At 72.1% G+C, this 24,904-nt stretch carries 20 protein-coding genes; 5 read left to right on the top strand and 15 right to left on the bottom strand.

From position 1 onward, the window contains the following. Positions 1-19: 19 nt before the first annotated feature. The 7 genes from Saso_RS10070 to Saso_RS10040 form a co-directional block, all read right to left on the bottom strand. A complete protein-coding gene (locus Saso_RS10070) occupies positions 20-3,052 on the bottom strand; it encodes a glycosyl hydrolase (protein ID WP_189918717.1) in 3,033 nt (1,010 codons plus the stop codon). A 582-nt stretch (positions 3,053-3,634) separates the two neighbouring features. Further along, positions 3,635-4,075: a hypothetical protein gene (locus Saso_RS10065; protein ID WP_189918715.1), complete on the bottom strand. Its 441-nt coding sequence runs from the start codon at positions 4,073-4,075 to the stop codon at positions 3,635-3,637. Between the two features lie 17 nt (positions 4,076-4,092). Further along, positions 4,093-4,557: a DUF1932 domain-containing protein gene (locus tag Saso_RS10060; protein ID WP_189918713.1), complete on the bottom strand. Its 465-nt coding sequence runs from the start codon at positions 4,555-4,557 to the stop codon at positions 4,093-4,095. Next, positions 4,473-4,979, bottom strand: coding sequence for a hypothetical protein (locus Saso_RS10055; RefSeq protein ID WP_189918711.1), 507 nt, complete (start codon positions 4,977-4,979; stop codon positions 4,473-4,475). Before Saso_RS10055 ends, Saso_RS10060 begins: the two co-directional genes overlap by 85 nt. A gap of 137 nt (positions 4,980-5,116) precedes the next feature. Next, the gene (locus Saso_RS10050) at positions 5,117-6,601 is read right to left on the bottom strand and encodes an MFS transporter (protein WP_189919477.1); all 1,485 of its coding nucleotides are present in this window, start codon (positions 6,599-6,601) and stop codon (positions 5,117-5,119) included. A gap of 359 nt (positions 6,602-6,960) precedes the next feature. Beyond that, positions 6,961-7,938, bottom strand: a complete 978-nt coding sequence (locus Saso_RS10045) for a helix-turn-helix domain-containing protein (RefSeq protein ID WP_189918709.1) — start codon at positions 7,936-7,938, stop codon at positions 6,961-6,963. 49 nt (positions 7,939-7,987) lie between these two features. Next, a complete protein-coding gene (locus Saso_RS10040) occupies positions 7,988-8,635 on the bottom strand; it encodes a hypothetical protein (RefSeq protein WP_189918707.1) in 648 nt (215 codons plus the stop codon). A 360-nt stretch (positions 8,636-8,995) separates the two neighbouring features. Between Saso_RS10040 and Saso_RS10035 the strand changes: the two genes are divergently transcribed. After that, a complete protein-coding gene (locus Saso_RS10035) occupies positions 8,996-10,321 on the top strand; it encodes a lipase family protein (RefSeq protein ID WP_189918705.1) in 1,326 nt (441 codons plus the stop codon). Positions 10,322-10,406: 85 nt separating this feature from the next. Here Saso_RS10035 and Saso_RS10030 read toward each other — a convergent pair whose 3' ends face one another. From Saso_RS10030 to Saso_RS10020, 3 genes are all read right to left on the bottom strand, one after another. Then, positions 10,407-11,234: a chitosanase gene (locus Saso_RS10030; protein WP_189918703.1), complete on the bottom strand. Its 828-nt coding sequence runs from the start codon at positions 11,232-11,234 to the stop codon at positions 10,407-10,409. A 201-nt stretch (positions 11,235-11,435) separates the two neighbouring features. Further along, positions 11,436-11,768 (bottom strand): hypothetical protein, encoded by a 333-nt coding sequence (locus Saso_RS10025; protein WP_189918701.1) that lies wholly within the window; start codon positions 11,766-11,768, stop codon positions 11,436-11,438. A 55-nt stretch (positions 11,769-11,823) separates the two neighbouring features. Next, the gene (locus tag Saso_RS10020; protein WP_189918699.1) at positions 11,824-12,342 is read right to left on the bottom strand and encodes a hypothetical protein; all 519 of its coding nucleotides are present in this window, start codon (positions 12,340-12,342) and stop codon (positions 11,824-11,826) included. A gap of 212 nt (positions 12,343-12,554) precedes the next feature. On the opposite strand from Saso_RS10020, the gene Saso_RS10015 reads away from it, so the two are divergent. Further along, positions 12,555-15,548: a carbohydrate binding domain-containing protein gene (locus tag Saso_RS10015; RefSeq protein WP_189918697.1), complete on the top strand. Its 2,994-nt coding sequence runs from the start codon at positions 12,555-12,557 to the stop codon at positions 15,546-15,548. A gap of 25 nt (positions 15,549-15,573) precedes the next feature. On the opposite strand, the gene Saso_RS10010 is transcribed toward Saso_RS10015, so the two are convergent. Further along, entirely contained in the window at positions 15,574-15,846 is a 273-nt protein-coding gene (locus tag Saso_RS10010; protein ID WP_189918695.1) for a hypothetical protein, read from the bottom strand. Between the two features lie 152 nt (positions 15,847-15,998). Here Saso_RS10010 and Saso_RS10005 point away from each other — a divergent pair, with 152 nt between their 5' ends. Further along, complete coding sequence (locus Saso_RS10005) at positions 15,999-16,703, top strand: hypothetical protein (protein WP_229901098.1); 705 nt, start codon at positions 15,999-16,001, stop codon at positions 16,701-16,703. 99 nt (positions 16,704-16,802) lie between these two features. On the opposite strand, the gene Saso_RS10000 is transcribed toward Saso_RS10005, so the two are convergent. After that, positions 16,803-18,029, bottom strand: coding sequence for a cation:proton antiporter (locus Saso_RS10000; RefSeq protein WP_189918693.1), 1,227 nt, complete (start codon positions 18,027-18,029; stop codon positions 16,803-16,805). A 268-nt stretch (positions 18,030-18,297) separates the two neighbouring features. Further along, positions 18,298-20,568, bottom strand: coding sequence for a M4 family metallopeptidase (locus Saso_RS09995; protein WP_189918691.1), 2,271 nt, complete (start codon positions 20,566-20,568; stop codon positions 18,298-18,300). A 412-nt stretch (positions 20,569-20,980) separates the two neighbouring features. Here Saso_RS09995 and Saso_RS09990 point away from each other — a divergent pair, with 412 nt between their 5' ends. Next, entirely contained in the window at positions 20,981-22,966 is a 1,986-nt protein-coding gene (locus Saso_RS09990; RefSeq protein ID WP_229901097.1) for a CASTOR/POLLUX-related putative ion channel, read from the top strand. 176 nt (positions 22,967-23,142) lie between these two features. Then, entirely contained in the window at positions 23,143-23,586 is a 444-nt protein-coding gene (locus Saso_RS09985; RefSeq protein WP_229901096.1) for a hypothetical protein, read from the top strand. A gap of 60 nt (positions 23,587-23,646) precedes the next feature. On the opposite strand, the gene Saso_RS09980 is transcribed toward Saso_RS09985, so the two are convergent. Continuing rightward, a complete protein-coding gene (locus Saso_RS09980; protein ID WP_189918687.1) occupies positions 23,647-24,099 on the bottom strand; it encodes a flavodoxin family protein in 453 nt (150 codons plus the stop codon). Between the two features lie 106 nt (positions 24,100-24,205). After that, positions 24,206-24,865, bottom strand: a complete 660-nt coding sequence (locus tag Saso_RS09975) for an SMI1/KNR4 family protein (RefSeq protein WP_189918685.1) — start codon at positions 24,863-24,865, stop codon at positions 24,206-24,208. Between the last annotated feature and the right edge of the window lie 39 nt (positions 24,866-24,904).

The raw sequence follows: 24,904 nt of genomic DNA, 5'->3' as shown, positions 1-24,904 counted from the left end.
CTCAGCCTCAGCCTCAGCCTCAGCCGACGGTGGCCTGCGCGTACGGCACGAGGCGTACCGGACCGACGAGACCGTGGTCCTGCCGGGCGACGGCGCCGAAGACCGCCGGCTGGGTGACCCGGAGCCGGTTGACGAGAGGGACCGCCACCTCCACCTCGATGACGTTGCGGCCGCGCCTGAGCAGGGAGCCGACGTCCACGACCTGGTGGAGCCGGTCCAGCGGCGGCGCGGCGACGCCGTTGACGGTGACGCGGGCCGTGTCCGAGACCTGGCCGAGCTCCAGATGGGCGCCGTGCGAGGAGGTCCAGTCGTACGGCAGGTCGACGGTCGTCCGGTACCGGCCGATGCCCGCGGAGTCGGCCAGTTCGGGGATCCGCGACCAGGGCAGCAGGGTGTCGAGGGTCAGCGTGCGGCGCACGTACTCGGTGCGGGTCGGGGACGGTCCGGGGTACCGGTCCTCGACCTCCAGCTGCCAGCTGCCCGGGCTGAGGGGAGCGGGCACGGCCGGGAGTGCCGTGGTGACCGTACGGCCCGAGGACAGACGCGTCGTGAGGGTCCGTGTCCCGGTCGAACGGACCGTCAGCGCCCGGCCCTTGAAGAGGACTTCGGACGCGTCCGAGTCGACGACGTGCGGCCGTGCGCCGCCGCGGTCGCCGAAGAGGCCCGGGCGGCCCAGCGCGACGATCATGACCTGGCCGGGCTGGAGTGCGACCCGCACGGTGACGTCGCCGTCCCGCTCGGCGTACCGGGCGATCCGTGAGACCTCGCCCGTCCAGGGGTCCAGCAGATACGGGATCGTCGTGCCGCCCCGGGTCCGGCGGGTGTGGCGCAGCGTCACCTCGTGGTCGATCGCGGCGACGGCGGGTTTGACGGTCTCCGCGTGCTTGCCGTTGCAGAGGTAGTAGAAGTCGGTGTCCCCTGAGACGCGGTGGGCGTTGAGCAGCGTGGAGGCGGTGGCGTGACGCACGTCCGGGGTGACGCCGAGCCCGGCGAGCGCGTCCGCGACGGCGGCCTTGTCGGTGACCCGGGTGACGTTCGGCAGGGCGAGCAGACGGCCGAGGAGGTCGCGCAGCCGGTCGCTCTCGCCGTCGTCGGGGACGCCCGGCGTGAGCGGCTGGTCGAAGGCGCCCAGCAGGACCACCGGCAGTCCGGCTCCGGCCAGGGCCAGGATGCGGCGGGCGTCGGCGACGGCGAGGGTGGGGGTGGAGGAGTAGAAGAAGTCCCCCTCGACGAACAGGGCCTTGTAGGCCGGTCCGTGCGGGGCGAGCCGGCCGCCCGAGACGGTGGCGTTCGGCAGGTCCAGCAGCGGTCCGCTGAGGAACTGATGGCTCCAGCCGAGCGGTACGCCCGTCGCGGTGAACCAGGAGGCGCCGATCCCGGTGGCGGCGTAACCGGTCTGCCGGAAGACGGCGACATCGGCGCGGACGGTACCGGACTGGAGGACGCCGTGCACGCGGCCGAGGTAGGCGGCGATGTCCGGCACGTGCTGCCAGCTGGGCTGCCGCGGCCCCCACGACTCGCCGTACCCGGGGCCGCCGTTGTAGGGGCTGAAGGCGGCGAAGCCCGGCCAGCTCGCGCCGGGGACGGTGGCGTAGGAGAAACCGTGGACGACGGTCTGGTTGACCCCCGCGGCGTAGGCGCCGCCCATGGTGCGCAGGAAACGGTCCCAAGTGGTGCTGTACGCGGTGCCGTTGTAGGCGCCCGCCTCACAGGACAGGACCGTGTGCCCGGCCATGTCCCGGCCGCCGGCCAGACAGCGGTAGTCGTCCAGGTTCTTGAAGCCGAGGGACTCGCCCTCGGGGATGTCGAGCAGCGCCGCGGACTCGATCGCGTCCGTCTGGAGACCGTAGGGCTGGGAGCGCAGGGACATGCCGAGCGAGTGGGCCCAGTCCCGCAGCGCGCGGACGTGGTGGCGGTTGAACAGGTCCGAGAACGTCTCCCAGAAGTCGTGCCGGATCTGCCGGGTGAGCTGCGCCTCGAAGGCGAACACCTGATTGCCGCCGCTGAGGATCAGGGCGGGCAGGCAGGGCAGCAGGGGCCGGCCGGTGTGCCGGGCGAAGGCGTCCGGCAGGGAGGCCGTCCAGGTCAGACCGTCCGTCTCGAGCTCGACGGAGTCCTCGAAGAAGGCGCCGCCCGCCGTCCTCAGCAGTCCCCGCACGGCGGGCGTCAGCAGCCGGCGCTCCCAGAAACCGGTGACCGCCGCGGTGCCGGCCGGGTCGAGGTGGTCGACGACGTAGGCGGCCGGTGCGCAGTGCGGTCCCGACTCGGGCTGCTGACCGCTGCCGCGCGCCCAGTAGGAGATGAGCACCCACTCCCCCGCGTCGGGCGCGGTCCAGGTCAGGGTGCCGTCCCCGGCGACGGTGGCGGTCAGGTCCACGACACTGGAGGGGTCGAGGCCGGTCTCCTTGCGCGTGGCGTACGCGGGCTCGACACGGGCCGCCTGCACCGCGAACAGCCGTTGCCGTGCGACCCCCGCGGCCGGCTCGTGCACGGGCGGCGGCACCGGCCCGCGGAAGGTGGCTCCGGCGGTCAACGAGGCCCGGCCGTGGACCAGTTCCTTGGCCGCCGCGTCGTCGTCGGGGCTGACTCCCGGAACCGCGACGGGCCAGCTCGGGCCCAGGGTGAGGTCGATGGTCAGTCCGCGTCTCGCCGCCCGGCGCAGCGCGGCCTCGACCCCGTCGCGCCAGGGCCTGCTGCCCCAGCCGTGGTGTGCGGTGTCCAGGACCGACTTGTCCTTGACGCTGTGGTGGACGGCGGCGATCTCCGCACCGCCGAATCCCGCGTCCGCGATCTGGTCGACCTCGCGGGCGATCTCGTCGGGGTCGACCAGGCCGTCCGGCCACCACCAGCGGAACTTGGGCCGCACCGGGCGGCCGGGAGCGGCGAACCAGGCGGCGTCGGCCCCCGTCGCGCCGGTGGCGGAGGGCGCCGCGGACGCGGCCGCGCCGGACCCGAGGGTGAGGCCGATGCCGGCCGCGACGCCCACCGTCGCCCCGGCGGCCAGCACCGCCCGCCGTGACATGCCGTCGCGCTGCTCGACCGGTTCCCGCATGAACGCTCCCAAGTGATCGTTCCCGAAGTTGAATCGTTTCAATCCGACTCGAACGCGGGAACGCTAAGCCGCGGCGCGGAGCAAGGTCAAGATGCTGGACGCATCCCGCCCGGGGTGAGCGGGGCGCGGGTCGGGGAGGCGGGCGGGGTGCGGCGTGCGTCCTGGCCCACGGCCGAGAGGTCGGCCGGGCGCCTGACCGCGACCGGCGGCGTGGACGGCGGCGGAGCCCGCTCTCGGCGGGCGGCCGTAGTTCACCTTCGGGAAGGGCAACGCAGGTCGCCAGCACGTAGGCGGTGTGCGGTGACGGGGCGGCGCGGCACCCTTGCGCAAGGCCGGAATTCGCCGTTCGGTGAGCACAACTACGCTCACAAAATGCCGAGTTGCCTCCCGCAGGGCGGCCCGGCGGTGTCCCGCGCGGGCCAGGGCTCCCCGGTTCTCGATGGCGGGCCGGCGGGTGACGGCGGTGGGCTCAAGAAGTTCGCGGATGCGATCCGTGGTGGCGATCTGTGGGGGCGGGCACGGCCCGGCCCCCGGTGCGGTGTCCGCACCGGGGGCCGATCTGCCGACCTCGACCGGGTGGGGTCAGATCCGGCCGCCCGTGAGCCGGGTCAGAGGACCGTGCGTGTGCCGGGCGGACCGACGGCCCACCGCGTACGACGCGGCGGTCAGCGCGGACAGACCGGCGCCGACACCGGCGGCGATCAGCTTGCGGTGCGCGATGACCGTCCAGGCCGTCTTGGCGGTCGCGGCGACCTGACCCGACGTCGCGACGATGGCCTGGCGGCTCGCCTCGACGCCGCGCGAGGCACTGTGCGCGGCGCTCTGCACGGCACCGGTCGTCACCTCGGCCGAGCGCTGGACCCCGGCCCTGGTGGCCGAGGCGGCGCCGTCGGTCTTGGCCGCGGCGGTCTTCGCCGCGCGGGACGCCGGAGCGGTCGCCTTGTCCGCGGTGCGCCGTGCCTTGGACGCGGTCACCCGCTTGGTCGCGGACTCTTCACTCGTCTTCCTGTTCGGTTCACTCATGGACTTCGCGTTGCCGCTCACCGCGACGGCAAACCCTTCCGTCCGGGCGACGTCCCGGACGGGGTCCCCCGGCCGAGCTCGGCGATCAACTCCCCGGCGGTCACGGCCTGGTCGTCCTTGTGCGCCTCCCACCGTCCGAACGTCGCGGCGGCCGCCTCGGCGAATGCGGCGGACACCCCAGCCGCCCGGCAGGCCCCGGCGATCTCGCGCATCTCCGGTTCCCGGCGCCAGGCCCTCGCCCCCGCGGTGGGTAGATGTTCCGGCGTGCCCAGCGGGGTGTCCGGCAGGAGGTGCCCCGCCAGGTCGACGAGGTCGTCCAGTACACCGTGGCCGTCGGCGAGAGCGCAGGCCCGGGCGGCGAGGGCGTACGTCTTGTTGTAGGCGGCGAACGCCGGCTTCAGCGCGGACGCCCGTGCGACGGGCCCCGGCAGGACGAACGGGGTGCGAGCGGTGCCCTCGAACAGGTCGCGGACGCGCGCCACGGCCGTGTCGTCCCCGGAGAGGTAGCACCGGGTCCGCGCGGGCTCGCCGGGGGCGGGCCGGCGATCCCCCCGTCCACCACGGTCACGGCGCCGCCCTCGAAGACGTCCGTGATCTCGGCCATCCGCTCGGGTCCCACGGCGTCGGCGTCGACGTAGACGCCCCGGAAGCCGGCGTCCGCCACCTGCGCCGCCACGTCGAGCGCGGCGGCGGGCGGGCACACGCTCAGCAGGATCTCGCACGCCCCCGCCAGCTCCCGCAGGTCGGCGGCGGGCCGCAGCCCGATGTCCCCGGCGCGCTCCCGGGTCGCCGCCGATCTGCCCTGCGGCAGCCACCGGAGCGTCGCTCCCGCCGCCACGGCCTGCGCCGCCACCTGTGCGCCCATCGATCCCGGGTGCAGGATTCCCACGTCTCGTCGCCCCATGTGCGGACCCTGGCCGCCCGGCCGGCCCTCCCGGCCACGGGCACGGGAGACGGACGGTCAGGTGGACGGTAGGTGGACGCAGGCACGGGGTGGGCGTGTGCCCGTGCGGTTCACGTCTCTCGTCGGACGGTCCCGCGTCAGGCGCCCGCGCCCGGCACGGAGCCGCCCTTGAGGCGTTCCAGGTCCGAGGGGCGGACCTGGATGACCACGATCGCGATCAGGGCGGCCAGGACCGTGAAGATCGCGGCCATGACGAAGGCGGCCGAGACACCGGACGTGAGCACCTCGTCGGACCACGGGGCGGGCAGCTGCCCGGTGCGCTGGAAGCGCAGCCGTTCGACCGGGGTGGCCTGGGCCAGGAAGGCGGGGACCTGCTTGTCCGCCTCGTTGCGGCTGGCGGTGCCGAACATCGTGACCAGGATGGACAGTCCGAGCGAACCGCCCACCTGCTGGGTGGCGTTGAGGAGTCCGGAGGCCGCCCCGGTCTCGCGCGGGGACACGTTGGAGAGGGCCATCAGTGTGAGCGAGACGAACTCCATCCCCATGCCCAGGCTGAAGACGAGCATCGGGCCGAGCACACTGCCCAGGTAGGTGGAGTCCACGTCGGTCAGGGTCAGCCAGGACAGGCCGCCCGCCGCGAGGAGGGCGCCCACGACCATGAACGGCTTCGGGCCGTACGTGGGCAGGAACCGTGAGGCCAGTCCGGCGCCGACCGCGATGACGGCGCTGACGGGCAGGAAGGCGAAGCCGGCCGCGAGCGGGCTGAAGCCGAGCACGTTCTGCACGAAGAGGGTGAGGAAGAAGAACATGCCGAAGATCGCCGCGGCGAGGCAGAGCATGATGCCGTACGTGCCCGCCCTGTTGCGGTCGGCGAACATGTGCAGCGGCGTGATCGGCTGCCGGGAGCGCCGTTCGACGAGGACGAACACGCCGAGGACGACGACGGCCGCGACGAACGAGGCGATCGTGAGCGTGTCCCGCCAGCCTTCCTGAGCGGCTCTGATGAACCCGTACACCAGCAGCACCATGCCCACGGTGGAGGTCAGCGCGCCGGCGATGTCGAAGTGGCCGGGATGGCGCTCGGACTCCCTGATGTAGCGGGGCGTGGCGAGGGCGATGAGCAGTCCGATGGGGACGTTGACGAAGAGCACCCACCGCCAGTCGAGGTACTCGACGAGGATGCCGCCCGCGAGCAGACCGATGGCGCCGCCGCCCGCGGAGACGGCGGCGAAGACACCGAAGGCCCGGTTGCGCTCGGGTCCTTCCCGGAACGTGGTGCTGACCAGGGAGAGGGCGGTCGGGGACGCGATGGCGCCGCCGACACCCTGCACGGCCCGCGCGGCGAGGAGTTGGCCCTCGTTCTGGGCGAGTCCGCCGAGCAGGGAGGCGAGCACGAACAGCAGCACGCCGAAGATGAAGACCCGTCGCCGGCCGAGGATGTCGCCGACCCGGCCGCCGAGGAGCAGCAGGCCGCCGAAGGTGAGGGTGTACGCGTTGACGACCCAGGCGAGGCTGGTGGTGGAGAAGTCCAGGGAGCGCTGGATGTCGGGCAGCGCGATGTTCACGATGGTGATGTCCAGGACCACCATCAGCTGGCACGAGGCGATGACCAGCAGCGCCATGGCCTTGCTGCCACCGTCCTGCCGGGTGGTGGTTCGGGGCGCTGAGGTCGGCTGCGAGGGCTGGCTCATGGCGTGTCGCCCGCTCGGGAGCGGGCCCTGGGAGAGGTCGGCGGACGTGGTGTCCGCCGTCGGGTCCACCGTTAGACGCTACGCCCGCGTCCGGACCGTCACCACTCGGGCCGCACGCGCCCGGTGCGACGGCGTGTGTCCGTGCCGTGCCAGGACTCCCCCGTCGTCCTGGCACGGCCCCGGGTTCCGCGGCGGTGGGCCGCGGTGATCACCAGGATGCGGGAGGCGCGCGGGGTGTGTCGTTGGCGGACGGTCCACAGCTGCTTGGCACTGCGTCCACCGGGGGCGGATCAGCCGACGTCCGGGGGTGGTGACGGGGCGCGCAGGACGCTGGGCGGATGGCCGTAGGCGGCGCGGAACGCCCGCGTGAACTCCGCGGCGCGGGGGAAGCCCCAGCGGGCGCCGATGGCGTGGACGGGCAGCCCGCGCAGCCGGGGGTCGGTGAGGTCGCGGCGGGCATTGGCCAGTCGCCGCTCGCGGATGTAGGCGGCGACGGTGAGGCCTTCGGCCTGGAAGAGGCGGTACAGGTAGCTGCGGGAGACGTGGTGGGCGGCGGCGACCGAGGCGGGGGTCAGGTCCGGGTCGGCGAGGTGCCGGCCGATGAACGCCTTGGCGTGGAGGGCGAGGGTGCGTTCGCGGGTCTCGGGCGGCAGGGCGACGTCGGCGTCCACGGCGTGTCCGAAGACGGCGCTGACCAGGTCCGTGGCGACCGTGCCGAGCCGGGGTCCGTCGGAGGGCCGGTAGGAGGCGGTGTCCGAGACCAGCCGGCGCAGGAACTGCGCCAGCAGGGCGCCCGTCCCCTCGCGGCCCGACACGCGGCGCCCGACGACCTGGTCGGCGCGGTGCCCGGGCACGGCCACGAGAGCGCGCGGGAGCTCGACGGCGACGAGGGTGACCGGGTCGGGGCCGGTGACGATCTCGTAGGACCGGGAGGAGGAGTTGGTGTGGAAGTCCTCGATCCGGTAGGCCGCACGGTGTCGGCCCCAGTCGGCCGCCCCTTCGCCCTCGATCAGGAGGGACAGGTGGTAACTCTCGGGGTCCGACTGGCGGATGAGCCGGGGTGTGCGGCGGAAGACCAGGTGGTCGAAGGTGGCCGACCACACCACGACGTCGCCGAGTTCGATCACCCGCTGGTGGGCGTGGTAGTCCGCGACACGGTCACTGGTGAGCCGCATGGGCGCGTGGGTGCGGCCCATGCGTTCCGTCCACGCCTCGAACCGGACGTCCACCGGCAGGTCAGTGGTGCGGAAGACCGACTCGTGCAGCACACGAGCAGTCAACCACACCGGTCCGGTGACCCTTCCGCCGCCGGACGGGTCAGCCCAGGTGGGCGGTGTCGACGGTGACGGAGTCCGCCTGCGAGGCGGTGATGGTGAGGTAGCCCGGGTCGCCGTTGCGGTCGAGGTAGCACATGGCGTAGCCGACGGAGACGGCCGCCTTGCGTGACGGGTCATCGGCGACGGCCTTGCGGCAGTCCTGCGCCGTGGGCACCCCGGACGAACCCCACGAGGCCAGCTTGCCGTCGGTGGACATCAGGAAGCCGCCCTGGAGGTAGAGGGCGTCCGCGCCGGGGCCTGCGACCACGGGCGGTGTGGAGGTGAAGTCGTAGCCGGTCGGGGCCTTCTGGCCGTCCGAGCGTTCCATGACGAAGCCGCGGACCAGGGCCGTCGAGGGCGAGGACGGCGAGTCGGGCAGGGCCGCGCTGATCGCCGCGCCGCCTCCCCCGACGACCGCCACCGCGGTGAGCCCCGCGATCAGCGGATGCGCGTACGCCATGCCGATGAGGGGTCCGATCACGGGGACGGAGAACTTCAGCTGGGTGTTCTTCTGCGTGATCCTGGCGCTGCCGCTCGCGGTCGCCGTCTGGTTCGAGGAGTGGTGGCTGCCGGTCGGGGGCGGTACCAGGGCGTCGTCGCGGGAGTCGCGGTCGCCGAGTTGCGTGCCGCGCGTGCGGTCGGTGTTCATGGCCGGGACGCTAGCCGCGGGCCGTCCCGGGGTTGCGCTTTGTCGGCGATTGACGCCAAGAGACCGCTTATGGGCGGCGGTTGCGGTGCGTCCGATCGCCAGGGTGAACGAAGCGAAGACTCCGCGTTGCTACCGCCTTGCTACTGGGGAGTCATATTACTGAAACGTAACCTACCGGCCGCTACCCGAGGTAACTCATCCCTCGCTACGGTCCTGACAGTTCGTCTAAGAGCGGTGCGGGGCAACGGTGGACGACCGGGGCCCCGCACCGCTCGGTCGTCACGGTCCGCACCCCACCGGGCCGTCCGCCACCCGAGCCGCAGACGAAGGCTCGGCCTCCCACCTTTCCGGAGGTCCGCCATGCCCGCCCCCACCCGCCTGCTGGCCGCAGCCGTCTCCGCTGCCGCCTGCCTCGGCGTCACCGCGGTACCCGCCCACGCGACCTCGCAGTCGGACGCCGTGGTCTCGCGCGGCGTCACCATCCCCGCGTTCTACAACCCGCCCGCCACCCTCCCGGCGGCCGACGGCACCCTGATCCGCTCCGAGCGGCTGCCCCTGGCCCTGAGCCTGCCGGGGCTCGACGGCCCGCTGCCCGGTACGGCCACCCGGCTCATGTACAAGTCCACCGACTCCGCCGGCCGGCCCATGGCGGTCACCGGCGCCTACATCGAACCGAGCGCCCGCTGGACGGGCAGCGGAGCGCGCCCCCTGGTCGTCGTCGCCCCGGGCACCATGGGACAGGGCGACCAGTGCGCCGCCTCCCTCGGCCTCGAACGCCCGCTCTCCGTCAACAGCCAGACGCTGTCCGTCGGTTACGAGGACCTGGCGGTCTACCGGCTCCTCGCCCGGGGCATCGCCGTCGTCGTCACCGACTACACCGGCCTGGGCGCGACCGACCGGCTGCACACCTACGTCAACCGGATCGACGAGGCCCACGCCGTCCTGGACGCCGTACGCGCGGCCCGGTCGCTGGACACCGCGTCGCTGACCGCCGGCTCCCGGGTGGCGCTCTACGGCTACAGCCAGGGCGGCGGTGCCACGGCGGCGGCCGCCGAACTCCAGCCCGCGTACGCCCCCGACGTCACCCTCGCCGGAACCTACAGCGGGGCGCCGCCGGCCGATCTGGTCGCCGTCACGAAGGCCATCGACGGCAGCGACCTGGCCGGCGCGCTCGGCTGGTCGGTGAACGGCTTCCTGGAGTCCGACCCCGCCCTCGCGCCGATCGCCGACGCGCACCTGAACGCCACCGGCCGCGCCGCGCTCAAGGACCTGTCGACGATGTGCGTGGGTGACGCCCTGCTCGCGTACAACTCCGCGAAGAGCACGGCCTGGACCACCGACGGACGTTCCCTCAGCGACATCATCCGGTCCGAACCGGCCCTCAAGGCGTTCCTCGCCGACCAGCGCATCGGCGCCCTCGCACCGGCTTCCCCGGTGCGGGTGGCGACCGGGACCGCGGACGACCTCGTGCCGCACGCCCAGGCACGCGCCCTCGCCGTCGCATGGTGCGCCAAGGGCGTCGACGTCACCTACAAGCCGGTGATCCTGCCCGGCCTCGGCCGCTCCATCCTCAACCACGTCACCCCCTTGCTCACCGACCAGGGCGACGCCATCTCCTGGCTGACCGACCGGCTCAAGGACCGCCCGGTCACGTCCAATTGCGCCCTGCTGCCCTTCATGCCCTGACACGAGTCAACACGCTCTGACACGAGTCGACGGCGGCCGGTACGCGTTCTCCCCTCGTACCGGCCGCCGCCGCGCCCGGGACCGCTCAGCCGATGTGGAAGCTGTCCCCGTACACCTTCCAGTCCAGGGGCGTGTCGAGGTCGAGGTTGCCCTTGCGCAGGAACACCCGCTGGGCGGTGTCCACGCGAGTGGTGTCGCTGTGCGCCTCCTCCTGCTTCATGGCCCAGACCCGGGCGTCGAGGAAGGCGTTCAGGTACGCCGTCTCGTCACCGCCCTGGGCCGGCGGCTTCGCCTTGTTCAGCGCACGCTTGCGGATGTTGCGGAAGCTGGTGGGATCGGTCCCGTCGCCGTGCATGACGATGGCGTCGTAGTAGGCGAACTGCCCGAGGGCCCGCAGACCGTCCGTCTTGCCCTGCCGCACCGCAGGGTTGAAGTACACGCGGTCACGCTCGTCGTTCTGGGCCTGCTGGAACGCCGTGTCCTGGGCGGCCTTGCGCCAGTCCTTCGGGTAGTCGGGGTCGAGACCGGCGTGGGAGTCGGAGCCGTCGACCGCACGCAGGGCGGGCAGGTACTTGGCGAGGACGTTGCCGGGCTTGCGGTCGCTGTAGAGCTGGACGAGGTCGAGCATGTCGTGGGTGCCGGAGCAGAACCCGATGATGCCGGCGGTGTAGCCGCGTCCGTCGCCGATGTCCTCGATGTACCGGTACTGGGCCTTCCAGTCGAGCGAGGAGTTCTCCGCGCTCGACACCAGCTTCATGGCGATCTCCTTCTTCGCCGGGTCGTCGAGGTTCTTCGCCGCGGTGACGGCGGACGCCCCGCGGGAGTCGAGGAACGGGGTCAGGGCGAGGGCGCCGGTGAGGGCGAGGAAGAGGCGACGGGAGGCGGGGGCGGGGCCGTCGGACGGCCGGGACATGTGCACCACAGTGGCTCCAGTTGGGGAGTGGGGGGTGGAATTACTCTGCACTGCAACTGACAGGAAAGTTTCCTATCAAGCTCGGACGACAGAAGTAACCCCGCCGAAGCCATGTTCGTACGATCGAACAAACGAGCCAGCCGCCACCGGGAGGTCATCGGTGACGGCTGGTCATGAACTGTCTGGAATAAGGGCGTCGGCCTAGAAGAGCCGGAACAGGACCGTGGCCATGAATCCGATGAAGCCGATGTGGAAGACGACCATGCAGATCCACTGCGTCACGGACATCCGCCACGAGGTCGCGGCGAGGATCTCCCACTCGCTCACGGCGAAGGCCGCCAGCACCAGGAGGAGCACCTCCCACAGCACGTTCCACCATCCCGACGGGGTCCCGCCCGTCGCGCCGTCCATGGCGGCCGGGACACGGGTGGCGCGACCCAGCAGAACGAGGCCGATGAGCAGTTTGTGCCAGCCGTGACGGACCACCGGCATGGCGGCCGCCGGCGGGGCTGTGGGTGTCGTTCCTGTGGACATTCGCACATTTGATCACCCCGCCGCGATGGAAGCCATTGTTCCGCTCGCCGCCGGGTCAGCTGTGCGCGCCCCACCAGACCCACGCGGTGCGGTCGATGCCGCCCTGGCCGATGTAGTCGGTGGTGTAGACGGCGTTCCCGTTGTCCGAGGTGCGCAGGAACACCCCGGTGCCGTTGACGAAATCGCACTCGAGGTAGTGGCCGTCGTTGCTCCACCACTGCCCGGGGGCATTACCGCAGCCACTCATCCAGACGGCGTTCGTCGCGGTCTTGCTGTCCGTGGTGAGGCACATGCCGTTGGCCTTGCTCACCAGCCGACGGAAGACGACGCCGTCGTAGTTGCGGGTGTAGGAGTCCGCGCCCCAGTACCAGTTGCGGGTGGAGAGCGAGTCGTCGCAGGCGTCCGACCAGACCTTGTCGCTCACGGTGGACGAGACGAGACAGTTGCCCTCGTGGTCGTTCGCGTACGTCCAGTACGTCGTGGCCGACGCGGTGGACAGCGAGCCGGCCACCGCGAGCAGGAGGGCGGCGAGTCCCATGGGCACGGTCACTCTCAGGGTCCTCAGAGATTTCATGATCGCGAGGATCGGCGACGGAGGAGGTGTCCATGTGAACCGGGCGTGAACAAGCCATGCCGCCTCAGTCATGTCCGCGCCAAATCGGTCGGCGCCGGATCCCTTTACGGGCATGTCATGTCCCTGTAACTTCCGTACGCAAGTCCTTTCAGGAAGTTGCCGGTTGCTCTTTCAAGGCGACTCCCTCCACCCCGCCCGGACCGGGAGAAGCCATGAAGCGCGCACCGAGTACGTCCGCCGGACGCAGGTCCCCACGCCCGCTCGCCGCCGTGCTGGCGATCGGCGGGCTGGTCGCACTGCTCGCGGCACCGTCCGAAGCGGAGACCGCCACCGTCCCGGTACGGACGGCCGCCGCCGAGGCGAACAGCGCGACGGTCTTCTACTACACGAAGACCAAGAACTGGTCCGCCACCTACCTCCACTGGGCTCCTGACGGCGGCGCCTGGACCACCGTGCCCGGCGTCCGGATGGAGAGCGCCTGCACCGACTGGGTGAAACAGACCGTCGATCTCGGCGCCGCCGCAGGACTCCAGGCCACCTTCAACAACGGCAGCGGCACCTGGGACAACAACGGCGGCGGCAACTACGCGCTGGGCACCGGCACCGTGACCGTCAAGGACGGGGTGATCGCCCACAGCGATCCGTGCTCGGGCACCGGGACGGGCGGCGGCAACCAGGCCACCGTCTACTACTCGACCGTCACCTCGGGATGGACCACCGCCAACATCCACTACGCCCCCACGGGCGGCTCATGGACGACGGCCCCCGGCCTCGGCATGACGACCGCCTGCACGGGCTGGTGGAAGAAGACCCTGGACCTCGGCACCGCGAGGGGACTCAGAGCCGCGTTCAACAACGGCAACGGCGTGTGGGACAACAACAACGGCTCCGACTACACGATCCCGCTGGGCACCACCACCGTGAAGGACCGCACGGTCACCTCCGGCGCCGCGGACCCCTGCGCGGCCGAGGCGCCCGACACGCAGGCGCCGACCGCCCCCGCCAAGGTCACGGCCAACGCCACCGGCACCTCGGTGGTGGTCGGCTGGGACGCGGCCACCGACAACAAGGGGGTGACGAAGTACCAGGTCACCCGGACCGGCGGCACCTCCGGCACGGTGATCACGGACGTCGGCTCCACGGTCCTGTCCGACACGGGGCTCGACGAGAAGACCACCTACACGTACACCGTGAAGGCGGTCGACGCGGCCGGGAACACCTCCCCCGCCTCCGCTCCCGCCACCGTGACGACCGGCGAGCGCGCCCCCGCCCCCGCGAGCGGCACCCCGCTGGGCACCGACCCCCGCAAGGACCCCATCTACTTCGTGCTCACCGCCCGCTTCTACGACGGCGACACCACCAACGACCGCGGTGGCAGCCAGCACGTCAAGTCCGGCAACGCGGCCAACAACGACCCGATGTTCCGCGGGGACTTCAAGGGTCTGGTCGAGAAGCTCGACTACATCAAGGCGCTCGGCTTCTCGGCGGTGTGGATCACGCCCGTGGTCCTCAACCGCTCGGACTACGACTACCACGGCTACCACGGCTACGACTTCTACAAGGTGGACCCGCGCCTGGAGTCCGCGGGCGCCTCGTACCAGGACCTGATCAACGCCGCCCACGCCAAGGGCATGAAGATCTACCAGGACGTCGTCTACAACCACAGCTCGCGCTGGGGCGCCAAGGGCCTGTTCACCCCGACCGTGTACGGCGTGCGCGACACGCAGTGGAGCTGGTACTACGACGAGAAGGCCGAGGGGTTCGAGTACGACGGCCTGACCGTGGAGCCGAAGTCCGGGAAGTCGTACTACAACGGCGACCTGTGGTCCACCGCCGAGCCGGCCGGCAACACCTGCCTGAACTGGGGCAAGCCCACCGGAGGCAAGAGCGCCGAGGGCTACACGCTGTACAACTGCCAGTGGCCGAGCCCCACTTCGGGCATGTTCCCGAAGGCCTACTACCACCGGTGCTGGATCGGCAACTGGGAGGGTGAGGACTCCCGTTCCTGCTGGCTGCACGAGGACCTCGCGGACTTCGACACCGAGTCGACGCCCGTGCAGAACTACCTCATCGGCGCGTACGACAAGTACATCGACATGGGCGTCGACGGCTTCCGCATCGACACGGCCGTCCACATTCCCCGCGTCACCTGGAACCGCCGGTTCCTGCCCGCCATCCACGACCGCGTCACCCAGCGGTTCGGGACCGAGGCGGCCCGCAACTTCTTCGTCTTCGGCGAGGTCGGCGCCTTCGTCAACGACAAGTGGAACCGGGGGTCGGTGAACCACTCCGCGCAGTTCTTCACCTGGAGGGAGCGCAAGGAGTACAGCGCGGACGACGAGACCGCGGCCATCGAGCAGTTCACCTACGAGAACGACCTGGGCACCGGCAACCAGCCGACGTCCACCAACGCCTTCCTCGACGGCAACAGCTACCACACACCGGACCGCAGCCGGTTCTCCGGGATGAACATCATCGACATGCGCATGCACATGAACTTCGGTGACGCGCAGAACGCCTACAGCAACGGCAAGGACTCCGACGACAGCGTCAACGACGCCACCTACAACGTCGTCTACGTGGACTCCCACGACTACGGCCCCAACAAGTCGAGCACGCGCTACAGCGGCGGCACCGACGCCTGGGCCGAGAACATGGCCCTGATGTGGACGTTCCGCGGCATCCCGACGCTCTACTACGGATCGGAGACCGAATTCCAGAAGGGCAAGCAGATCGACTGCGGGCCGACCTGCCCGCTGGCGTCCACCGGACGCGCCTACTTCGGGGACCAGCTCGCCGGATCCGTCACCGCCTCGGACTTCGGCACGGTGGCGAGCGCGAGCGGCACGGTCGCCACCACCCTGTCCCAGCCGCTGGTCCGGCACCTCCAGCGGCTGAACCAGATCCGCCGCGCGGTCCCGGCCCTCCAGACGGGCCAGTACTCGACCGAGGGGATCAGCGGCGGGATGGCCTTCAAGCGCCGTTACACCGGCGGCGGCACGGACAGCTTCGCGCTGGTCACGGTCACCGGCACAGCGAGCTTCACCGGCATTCCGAACGGCACGTACACCGACGCCGTCACGGGCGACGTGCGGAGCGTGTCGAACGGCACCCTGACGGTGGCGGCCCCCGGGAAGGGCAACCTGCGGGTGTACGTGCTGAACGGGCCCGGCAAGATCGGCGCCGACGGGCCGTACCTCAAGTAGCGCCGCGTGCGGGTCCCGGGCGGGTTCAGGGAGCGCCCGGGGCGTCGCCGCGCCAGTCGAACCGGCGGCCGTCTTCACCGCGTCGCCCGTACAGGGCGCGGCCGCCGGGTCCGTACCGGCCTATCTCCGTGACCAGGGCGACCTCGCGCAGTTCCTGCTCGGAGCGGTCCGTGACGTCCAGCAGCAGTCCGTCCAGCGGGCCCCCCACCAGTTGCGCGTACGCGCGCTCCGGGCGGGGGCCCGCGTCGTCGTGGTCGGCGCCGTACACCCGGCCCCGCAAGAATTCGGCCTCGTCCATGGTCAGCAGCTTGTCACCCACCACTGACAACGGCCCGCCGGACGGTCTTCGGCCAAGACGCAGGCGGAAAAGCGCCATCCGGGGACGACGCGCGGCCCGACGGGTATCCCTTCTGCACATCGTTCGTGCAGGGGGCAGGGGGGCCGACCCTGATGGCACGCAGGCGGGAGCGGGGGCGGGGTGGTGAGTCGGCGCGCGCCCGCAGACGCCGGACCGTGCGGGAGCTGCGCGCCTCGGGCCGCTACGGGCCCCGGTTGCCGGAGGTCCTGCCGGCCCTCGCCGGCTCGGTCGTCGTCGTGTCGGCCGCGCTCGCCGGACTCGCCCTGGTCTACCGCACGTCGGGCTGGCCGCTCTGCGCGCTGCTCGTGGTGCCGCTCGTGGTGACCGCCGCCGTTCTGCGCCGCAGGTCCCGGCGCCCCGCCCGGCGCCGGGGCGGCTACTACACCGCCCAGGAGCTGGCGGAGCTGGACATGTCCGGGCTCGTCGTCGCCGTGGCCAGGATGCTCCGGCGGGACGGCTGGCGGGTGCTGCCGCCGCCCCGGCACGACACCCTCCACCTCGCCGCGCGCGACGGCCGCGGACGGCTGCTCGACGTGGCCTTCCGACCCGTGGCCGAACCGCTGCCCGACGAGGCGGCGGCCTGTTCCTGTCTGACCCGGATCCGGCCCCGGGCGCGGACCGGTCCGCCGCTGCGGCTCGTGGTGCACCGCGGGACGTTCACGCACCGGGACGAGGTGTGGGCCTCGCGCGAGGGACACACCTATCTCATCGACGGTCCCCGGCTCCGGCTGTGGGCGTGCGGCACCTCCCTGGCCGAGCTCGCGGGCGGACAGGCGGCCGCGGGCCGACGGCAGTGAGCCGGCCCGCGGACGACCGTGGACGGCCGCGGGTCGCGCGCGGTGGCGCCCGGCCGGAAGGGCCGCGGCCCCCCGTCCGGGGCCCGTCGTGCGTCGGCGTCAGGCGCTGGTCGTCCGTTCCGGGGCCTCGACGGGTGCGAGGTCGTCAGGCCCGTCCGGTGTGCGGCCGCCGGTCAGTCTGCGGACGACGAGGTGCGCGCGGCCCGCGGCCACCGGGCCGAGCACGGCCAGGACGAGGACGTAACCGGCGATGAACGGGGCGAGGCGCTCGTCGAGCCCCGCGGTCGCGGCCATCGCGGCCAGGATCAGCGCGAACTCGCCGCGGGCCAGGAGCGTGGCGGCGATGTCGGCGGCGGGCCCGGGACCGTACCCGTAGAGGCGGGCCACGATCAGTCCCGCCGCCACGTTCATGAGCAGGGTCAGGGTGGCCGCGACAGCCACGGGGACCAGGACGGCCGCGAAGTCACCGGGGTCGATCGCCAGTCCGAAGGCGAAGAAGAAGATCGCGGCGAACGCGTCGCGCAGCGGGTGCACCAGCCGGCGGATGCGGGCGGCGGAAGGGGTCTGGGCGAGGATCAGACCGACCATGAAGGCGCCGATGGCGTCCGCGACCCCGAGGAGTTCGGACACCCCCGCGACGAGGACGGCCGCGCCCAGGAAGCTGATGACGAGGAGTTCGTCGTCGCGCACGTGGATGAGCCGGCCGATCAGGCGGGTGCCGTAGCGGGCGGTGGCGGCCAGCACCAGCAGGAACGCGAACGCCTTCGTCACCTGGAACAGGACCTCCGCGACGCCGTGCGCGCCGCCGATGACGGGCTGGAGGGCGGCGAGGTAGAGCGCGAGGAAGACGTCCTCCACGACGATCACGCCGAGGATGAGGCGGGTCTCCGGACGGCCGAGGCGGCCCAGGTCGATGAGGATCTTGGTGACGATGGCGGACGACGAGATGCCGAGGACGCCCGCGAGGACGAGCGCTTCGCGGATTCCCCAGTCGAGCGCGAGGCCGAAGCCGAAGCCGGCTCCGACGTTCAGCAGGAGGTAGCTCCCGCCGGCCAGGGCCAGGCGTCTGCCGCCGGTCTTCAGGTCGTCGAGGTGGAACTCGAGGCCCAGGTAGAACAGCAGCAGCACCAGGCCCAGAGCGGACAGCATCTCGAAGTCGTGGGCGTCCTCGACCAGGACGAAGCCCGGGGTGTGCGGTCCGAGCAGCATGCCCGCGAGGGTGAACAGGGGGATGGTGGGCAGGCCGATGCGGTTGCCGAGGCGGGCGAAGAAGGCCGCGGCGAGGAAGGCGCCGCCCATGGCCAGCAGGGTGTCAGCGTGTCCCATGCGTCACCTCCTCACGGGGGAGGCTGAGTCGGGCTCGTTGCAGGGCACGGGAGTGGATGGGCTGATCTCCTTCGTGGAGTGTCGGATGCGCCGGTGGCCGCGCTGGGCCCTCCTCGGCGTCGCCCGGCGTCGCGGGCCTTCTCCACGATCGCGTGACGACGGGGTCCGGCGCCATCGGGGCCAACACCCATTTGTCCCCCGTCACTTCCCCGCACGCACCGCCGCCCGGGCCGTGAGGGCCCGGGCGGCGGCATGGGGCGCTCGGTGGTCAGGGGGTGAGCTGCCAGCGCTGGATGTAGCCGACGTCGATCGACGCGCGGTCCTGGACCCGCAGTTTCCAGGTGCCGTCGACGGGCTGCGCCGAGGCGTCGACGGTGAACGTCTGGTCGACGTTGTCGGCGGAGCCGCCGCTGCGGTTGAGGAGCGAGTACACGGTGCCGTTGGGACCGACCAGGTCGACGGTCAGGTCACCGCGGTACGTGTGGACGATGTTGACGTAGACGGAGGTGGTGGCGGAGGCGTTGCCGTCGCGTCCCGAGATGGTGATCGGGGACTCCACGGCGGCGCCGTTGTCGGGGATGTCGACACGGGTGGCGGTGGCGTAGATGTACGCGACCCGCCAGGTGAAGGTGTCCGTCACGGAGGCGCCCGTGCTGTCGGTGACCTTCACGGTGACGTCGCTGGTGCCGACGGTGGTGGGCGTCCCGGAGATCAGGCCGCTCGCGCCGAGGGTCAGCCCGTCGGGCAGGCCGGTGGCCTCGTAGGTCAGGCCCGCACCGGAGTTGGTGGTGTAGGCGTCCACCTGGAGGCCGACCGACTGGCCCACGCCGCTGGTCTGGTCGGCGATCGGGGCGACGTTGACGCCGAGGGCTATCCGGTTGCCGACGTTGATGGCGGCCCAGGCGTCGGCGACGGCGAGGTAGGTGGGGCTGTAGGCGCCGAACAGGTCGGCGGCGGCCGACAGGGTGGCGGTGCGTGCCCCGGCGTAGTTGGTCGACGAGGTCATGTACGTCGTCAGCGCCCGGTACCAGACGGCCGCGGCGTTCTCGATGCCGATGCCGGTGACGGCCTGGCCGTCGAAGGTCGGGCTGTCGTAGGCGACGCCGTTGACGGTCTTGGCGCCGCTGCCCTCGGAGAGCAGGTAGAAGAAGTGGTTCGCGGGGCCCGAGGAGTAGTGGACGTCCACGCTGCCCAGCGTGGAACTCCAGTTGTCGCGGGAGGACCCGTCCTTGGAGGGCTTGTCCATGTACCGCAGCGGGGTGCCGTTGCCGTTGATGTCGATCTTCTCGCCGACGAGGTAGTCGCCCGGGTCGGCGGCGAGGTTCGAGTGGAACTCGACGGCGGCGGCGAAGATGTCGGAGGTCGCCTCGTTCAGGCCGCCGGACTCGCCCGAGTAGGTCAGGTTGGCGGTGGCCGCGGTGACGCCGTGACTCATCTCGTGGGCGGCCACGTCGAGGGCGGTCAGCGGGTGCGTGTTGCCCGAGCCGTCGCCGTAGGTCATGCAGAAGCAGCTGTCCTGCCAGAAGGCGTTGACGTAGCTGCTGCCGTAGTGGGCGCGGCTGTAGGCCGCGACACCGTCGTTGCGGATGCCGTTGCGGCCGTGCACGTCCTTGTAGTAGTCCCAGGTGGCCGCGGCGCCGAAGGCGACGTCGACACCGGCGGTCTGACGGTCGGACGGGAGTCCGTTGCCCCAGACATCGTTGTCGTCCGTGAAGAGGGTGCCGGTGCCGGACGTGCCCTGGTTGAGGTCGTACGTCTTGTGCCCGGCGCGGTCGCCGTCGGTCAGCTGGTACGTCGATCCCGACCGGGTGCTGCCGACGTTCACGGTGCCGACGTACTGGCCGGTGCCGGTGCCGGTGTGCACCTTCTCGGCGGCGAGGAGCTGCTTGCCCGTGGTCGCGTCGGTGACCACCTGGAGTTCGCTCGGCGTGCCGTCCTGCTGGACGCCCTCGACGACCGTCTCCCAGGCCAGGACGGGTTTGCCGGCTCCCGCCCAGACGACGAGGCGGGGCGCCCGCCCGGTCTCGGCGCCGGTCACCTCGGCGCTCCTGGCGGAGGCGAGCGCCTTGCCTCCGGCGTCGGCGGCGGAGAGCTTCGGGGTGAGCGAGGGCAGGGTGAGCGTCGCGGCGCTCGCCCTGGTGACGGTGGTGCGGCTGCCCTTGAGGTGGACGACCAGGTCGCCCCCGAGGACGGGCAGCCCGGCGTAGGTGCGCTCGTAGCGGGTGTGCGTGGTGCCGTCGGCGTCCTGGACGACGTCCTTGACGACGAGCTTCTCCTGGTCGCCGAGGGCGAGTTGCCGCGCGGTGCTGCCGGCCGCGGTCTGCGCGCTCTTGATCAGGGCGGTGCGGCGGGCAGGTGACAGGGGGGTCGCGGCGGCGCCCGCGCGGGGCGTGGCGGTGATCGTGGAGAGGCCGGGGTCGGCCGGGGCCGCTCCGGCGGGGGCCGCGGGGGCTCCCAGGGCGAGCAGGGTGCCGATGGCGGTCAGCGCGAGGGCGGTGGCGCGTCTGCGCCGGAGGGTGGGGTGGTGTCGCCGGGGCAAGGTGTTCTCCTTCTGTGCGACGGTCGGCCCGGGGTGCGGGCCGAGGTGGGGGCGGACCGACGGGATGGGGCCGGTCCGGAGCGCTGCACGGCAGGCGGGTGGAAGGAGGTGGGGGGTGAGTGGGGGATGCCCCGCATGATGCGGGTGTGAAGGAATGGTGAACTTCGGCAGCAGCGTGGCACTGCGTGCACAGGTTTGTCATGGGAATGCCAAGACAACGGCTTGAAATGACCATGTCCATGCGCGGAACCCGGCTGCTCACCGCACGTTTTCGGCCGCGGCGGCCACCGGCCTTCCCGAACGGGTGAATACGGCGACCGCCACGGCGTGTCGGGGCACCGGGCGCAGCACGCTGCGAGTTCAGGTGGCGACGGGAGCCGGCGGGAGTCGGCGGCGGCACACAGGGGGCACGGTGGAAGGGCAGCGGCGGGCGCCGGTCTCGTTACGGGACCGGCTGCGCTACCGGTTCGACAGCACTCTGGCCCGCAGCACGGGCCGGCTGGTCGGCTGGCTGGCCGTCGTCTGCCTGGGCCTCGTCGTCCCGGCGAGCGCCCTGCTGGTGTGGACGGATCCCTCCTCGCCGCGGTCGCTGTCCGGGCGGCTGCTCGCGGTGTGGCGGGTGAGCGCCGAGACCCTGCGGCTGGGCGCGGTGAGCGGGGCACCGCTGCGGATGCTGCTGTCCGTCCTGCTGGGCCTGGTGGCCCTGCTGTACGTGTCGACCCTGATCGGACTGATCACCACCGGGCTCACCGACCGCCTCACCGAGCTGCGCCGCGGGCGCTCCACGGTGGTCGAGACGGGCCACTCGGTGGTGCTCGGCTGGTCGGAGCAGGTGTTCACGGTCGTCCGGGAGCTGGTCGCGGCGCGGGCTCGGCAGCGCTGGAGCGCGGTCGTGGTGCTCGCCGACCGGGACAAGACGGAGATGGAGGAGGCCCTGGCGGCGGCTCTCGGACCCACCGGCACCACCCGTCTGATCTGCCGCAGCGGCTCCCTGACCGACCCCGGAGCGGTCGCCCTGGTCAGTCCGGCGTCGGCGCACGCGGTGCTGGTCCTGCCCGGCACCCGGACCGGCGGGGACGCCGAGACCGTACGGACCCTGCTGGCGCTGCGCGCGGTCCTCGGCGAGCATCCGGGCCCGCCCGTCGTCGCCTGTGTACGGCACGAGCGCTACCGCACCGCGGCGGCGCTCGCCGCCGGACCGCGGGGCCTCGTTCTCGAGTCCGACCGGACGGCGGCCGGCCTCCTCGCCCACTGCGCGCTCCACCCGGGCCTGATGCCCGTCCTTCGGGAACTGCTCGACTTCGACGGCGAGGAGTTCCACGTCACCGAGGCTCCCCCGCCCGCGGGGCGGCGGTTCGGCGACGTCCTGCTCGGCTGCGCGACGGCGGCCGTGGCCGGCCTGGTGCGGGCCGACGGCACTCCCCTGCTCAACCCGCCGCCGCAGACCCTCCTCGGCGCGGGCGACCGGCTCCTGGTCGTGGCGGCGGACGAGCACACCGCGCGGTGGGAGGACCACCGGGATCCCGTGGAGCCGCGGTCACCGTCCCGGCCCGGCCCGGGCGCGGACGGCCCGTCGCGCTTCCTGCTGCTCGGCTGGAACCGCCGGGCGCCGCTGCTGGTCGACCGGCTGCGCGGCAGCGCACGGCCTGGCTCGGTCCTCCACGTCGTGACCGGCCCGGCCGAGCAGGCACCGCCCTCGGTGCCGGAACCGCGCGGGGATGCCGCGCACCCCACGGGCCTCACCGTGACGCACGGGCGCGCCGATCCGACGGACCCGGTGTCCCTGCGCGGTCTCGAGCCGCACTCCTACGACCGCGTCGTCGTGCTCGCGCCGGACACCGGGGACACCGACGGCCGGTCGGACGACCGCACCCTGCTCGTCCTGCTCGTCCTGAGAGCGCTGGCGCAGGAGAGCGGGCGGCCCGTGCCGGTGGTCGCGGAACTCGCCGACGAACGCAACCGGGCGCTGGCCCCGCTGGGACCGGGCTCCGAGGCGGTCGTCGCCGGGCAGCTCACCGGCCTGCTGATGGCCCAGGTCTCCCAGAACGGACTCCTCGCCACGGTCTTCGAGGAGCTGTTCGCCGCGGGCGGCAGCGCACTGCGGCTGCGCCCGGCCCACCACTATGTGCCCGCGGACCGCCCCGCGTCCTTCGCCACCGTGGTGGCGGCGGCACGCGACCGGGGCGAGTGCGCGATCGGCTACCGCTGTCACGATCCCACCGCGACCCCGGCCGGGTACACGGTCCGGCTCAATCCGCCGAAGACCGGCAGACGGGTCTGGAGCCGCGCGGACGACATCGTCGTGATCGCCACGGAGGGCCCGCCCGAGGCCCGGTCCGGCGAGCAGGCGCCGGCTCCTCCGACGGCATGGGAGGACGTGTCCCGGGACATGGCGTGACAGGGCACTCCTGGGCCACGGCGCGGGGTGGGCGATGGGCCGTTCGAGTGGTCGCCTTCCGCTTGTCGTCGTAGCGTCGGTAGGGAATCCGGAATCCCACCGGGGCACGGCACGCAGACGGCTCCCGGTTCGGTCGGGCGGGAGCGGACATGCGACACACGACGAGAACAGCGGTCATGCTCTGTGCAGCACTGTGCCTCACGGCGGCCGTCGGTTCGGCCTCGGCCGTCCCGGCCACGTCCTCCACAGCCACGGCACGCGCGGCCGCGGCGCGGCAGACCGCGCCACCGGTACTGGTCGACTGCCTCTGGCACGCCAAGGTGCGGCCCGGCGACTTCATCCTGGCGTGCGGCGACGGCAACAGCAGGCTCGTCTCGCTGCACTGGGACACCTGGGGCCAGGGCTCGGCACGCGGGACGGGCGTCAACGTCGTCAACGACTGCGATCCCTACTGCGCGGCGGGCCACTTCCACCCCTACGCCGTCGTCGTGAAGCTGGACCGGCCGCAACCGTGGAAGAAGCACCCGCAGGTGCAGCACTACAGCCGGATCACCCTGACCTACCTCGGCGACCGGCCGGACCAGTTCGGACGCGTGGTGACGTACCCCCTCTGGAACTGAGCCGGTACCCGCCGCTTCGGCCCGGTGCACCGCGCAGACTCCCGGTGCCCCCCTGCCGGTTCAGTCCATCAGGCCGGCCGCCAGCGTCGCCCCCAGCTCCCAGCAGGCCGTGAGATCGTCCTTGCCCGGTTCCCCGGTGACCGTGACCGGATCCGCGGCGCGGCGCCAGTCCAGGCCCGTGGTGACGGCGTCGACGGCACGGACCGCACCCGTGACGTCGTTGCCGCCGTGCACGTAGTAGCCGAAGGGCCGGCCGCGGGTGGCGTCGAGGCAGGGGTAGTAGATCTGGTCGAAGAAATGCTTCAGCGCGCCGGACATGTAGCCGAGGTTGGCGGGCGTGCCGAGCAGCAGGGCGTCGGCGGCCAGCACGTCGGAGGCGGTCGCGGCGAGTGCAGCCCGCCGCTCGACCCGGACGCCCTCGATCTCCGGCGCGGTCGCACCCGAGACGACCGCCTCGAACAGCGCCTGGCAGTGGGGCGAGGGTGTGTGATGAACGATCAGCAAGATGGCCACAGCCCGAAACCCTGCCCGCCCCCTCCCTCGTCCGCAAGCAGGACCTCCGCCGACCGCACGCCCAGGTGCGAGGTCGGCGCCCGTCGGCAGTGGCGGCTCGGCGCGCTCAGGGTTGGATCTGCCATTCAAGGTGGGCACGGCCCGACTCGTCCTTGGTGGTCGTGGGCCAGTAGTGCAAGAAAGGGGTGCCTGTTTCCACGGCGTCGGACAGGGCTCGGAAGAGGGCTGTCAGGCTTGTCGCCCAGAGGGTTCCGTCCAGGTCCCCCGAGCCGATGCCCAGCTCGTACACGTGCCCGTAGGTAGGACCGGGCCGGTGATCGACCAGGGCGAAGCCGCCGTCGTCGGGGAGCGCGAACGGGACACACAGGTGCAGACGCGCGGCCAGGTCCTCGTCGTCGTCCGAGTCCTCGTCGTCGTCCGGCGACTCCGTGTGTACGAAGTCCTCGCCGACCTCGACGAGCACCTCGTACATCGTCGCGATGTCCGCCGCACCGCACAGCCGGTGTTGCAAAGGGAGAAACGATCCAGCGGGTCGAACCGCGCGAGGAGCCGGCACGGCGCCGGCGTCGGTCGTTCCATCGTGCAGCTCCAGGAGTGCCGTCAGCTCCGGATGCAGGGGGAAGCCCAGCCGCGATTCCAGTTCGTCCAGGCCTTCGCGTCCCGCCGGACCACGGAGTGCTGCGTGATCGCAGGACGAGTGCGCAAGGAGCCACGATGCGAAGCGAGTCCACTCGCGACCGAACGCGGCATGATCGGTGTCTGTCATGAGAGACGAAGGTAGACGGCTGCACCGACATCGGGATCT

The organism is Streptomyces asoensis, assembly GCF_016860545.1.
Lineage (GTDB): Bacteria > Actinomycetota > Actinomycetes > Streptomycetales > Streptomycetaceae > Streptomyces > Streptomyces asoensis.
Note: the sequence above shows the minus strand (reverse complement) of the source record. Positions and strands in the feature narration are given on the sequence as shown.

Coding starts and splice junctions, on each gene's coding strand:
- Saso_RS10040 (WP_189918707.1), bottom strand. CDS start 8,635: ATGAACACCGACCGCACGCGCGGCACGCAACTCGGCGACCGCGACTCC.
- Saso_RS10035 (WP_189918705.1), top strand. CDS start 8,996: ATGCCCGCCCCCACCCGCCTGCTGGCCGCAGCCGTCTCCGCTGCCGCC.
- Saso_RS10065 (WP_189918715.1), bottom strand. CDS start 4,075: ATGAGTGAACCGAACAGGAAGACGAGTGAAGAGTCCGCGACCAAGCGG.
- Saso_RS10055 (WP_189918711.1), bottom strand. CDS start 4,979: ATGGGGCGACGAGACGTGGGAATCCTGCACCCGGGATCGATGGGCGCA.
- Saso_RS09975 (WP_189918685.1), bottom strand. CDS start 24,865: ATGACAGACACCGATCATGCCGCGTTCGGTCGCGAGTGGACTCGCTTC.
- Saso_RS10030 (WP_189918703.1), bottom strand. CDS start 11,234: ATGTCCCGGCCGTCCGACGGCCCCGCCCCCGCCTCCCGTCGCCTCTTC.
- Saso_RS10070 (WP_189918717.1), bottom strand. CDS start 3,052: ATGCGGGAACCGGTCGAGCAGCGCGACGGCATGTCACGGCGGGCGGTG.
- Saso_RS10000 (WP_189918693.1), bottom strand. CDS start 18,029: ATGGGACACGCTGACACCCTGCTGGCCATGGGCGGCGCCTTCCTCGCC.
- Saso_RS10025 (WP_189918701.1), bottom strand. CDS start 11,768: ATGTCCACAGGAACGACACCCACAGCCCCGCCGGCGGCCGCCATGCCG.
- Saso_RS09985 (WP_229901096.1), top strand. CDS start 23,143: ATGCTCTGTGCAGCACTGTGCCTCACGGCGGCCGTCGGTTCGGCCTCG.
- Saso_RS10020 (WP_189918699.1), bottom strand. CDS start 12,342: ATGAAATCTCTGAGGACCCTGAGAGTGACCGTGCCCATGGGACTCGCC.
- Saso_RS10015 (WP_189918697.1), top strand. CDS start 12,555: ATGAAGCGCGCACCGAGTACGTCCGCCGGACGCAGGTCCCCACGCCCG.
- Saso_RS10005 (WP_229901098.1), top strand. CDS start 15,999: ATGGCACGCAGGCGGGAGCGGGGGCGGGGTGGTGAGTCGGCGCGCGCC.
- Saso_RS10010 (WP_189918695.1), bottom strand. CDS start 15,846: ATGGACGAGGCCGAATTCTTGCGGGGCCGGGTGTACGGCGCCGACCAC.
- Saso_RS10050 (WP_189919477.1), bottom strand. CDS start 6,601: ATGGCGCTGCTGGTCATCGCCTCGTGCCAGCTGATGGTGGTCCTGGAC.